Here is a 992-nt window from a genome sequence, read left to right as displayed (position 1 = left end):
GCCACGGCAGCCAGCAAGAACGGGATACTTCCCAGCACATAAAACACCACTGCCTGAATGCCCAACCAAATATTAGCAAAACTGGTTGTGACGATATTGAATTCCATAGCCCCGATCAGGGCTTCTAGGTTAGAAGCATAAGTAACAATCAAACTGTCGATCTGGTTGGTTTGCGTGCCCTCCTGGCCGGACAAAATACCCCCCATCCAGTTGGGAAAGCCGGTGACAAAGGGCACAATCGTTTGTACGTACCATTCCAGGTTGAACGCACATGCGGTGATGAAAGCCATTTTGGCAATTTCTTTTGCCACGTCTTCAAACGCGACATTCATGCCCCGGTAAAGCCACTGTATGTTCCGGAGCGTGAAGTGGATCAGCCACATCGTCCCGAAGAGCGCTCCAAGCCCCAGCATCACCTTGGCCATCCCGGTGACCAAGGCGCTTTGCAGGGCGGCATCAACGAAATCAAACAACGTCTGGGCTATGTTTTTGATGTCCATGCCGCCTCCGTTATTTTGCTCGGGTGTAGGTGGTGTTATCAAAATAGATGACGTTGCCTTCCAAACGCATGGTTGCAAGACCACCAGCAATGCTTAGGACACTATCCGCGTCTGCTTTGGCTTCAAACAGCTGCATGCTTTTTTCTCTTTTTCCATGCCCCAAAATATCATCTGTGGTTTCAAGGTTTATATGAAACACCTCTCCATCTTTTGAGATATCCATTACAAAGCTTGGCTTGCCCATTCTTTTAATATTTTCTCCAGTCCATCGTCCAATAAATCCCTGTCCTTTATCATCACCACAACCGGACAGTGCAAACGTAAACAGCACCAAAAAAATTACAGCACTCATTTTTTTTAACATAGGTCATATTCCCTTGTGAACTTGGTAGTTAATCACTCATAGCTGGGCCGCACGCTCGTTTTACCGTTCATGTAGTCACTGAACGCTTGTGCCCGTTTTTCGTTTTCCATTTTCTCTTGCTGCTGCTG

2 protein-coding genes and 1 pseudogene are annotated in these 992 nt (G+C 47.2%); all 3 read right to left on the bottom strand.

Features of this window, described 5'->3' with window-relative positions:
* Positions 1 to 500 (bottom strand): type IV secretion system protein (locus ABJ99_RS04075; protein ID WP_195842897.1); only part of this gene is annotated, 500 nt, incomplete at its 3' end.
* 10 nt (positions 501 to 510) lie between these two features.
* Entirely contained in the window at positions 511 to 864 is a 354-nt protein-coding gene (locus ABJ99_RS04070; RefSeq protein WP_054084732.1) for a hypothetical protein, read from the bottom strand.
* A 32-nt stretch (positions 865 to 896) separates the two neighbouring features.
* A pseudogene (locus ABJ99_RS29570) lies at positions 897 to 992 on the bottom strand (P-type DNA transfer protein VirB5); the annotation flags it as partial.

This window comes from Pseudomonas syringae pv. cilantro, assembly GCF_001293775.1.
Taxonomy (GTDB): domain Bacteria; phylum Pseudomonadota; class Gammaproteobacteria; order Pseudomonadales; family Pseudomonadaceae; genus Aquipseudomonas; species Aquipseudomonas syringae_P.
The sequence above is the reverse complement of the archived record's forward strand: the minus strand, read 5'-3'. Positions and strand labels throughout refer to the sequence as shown.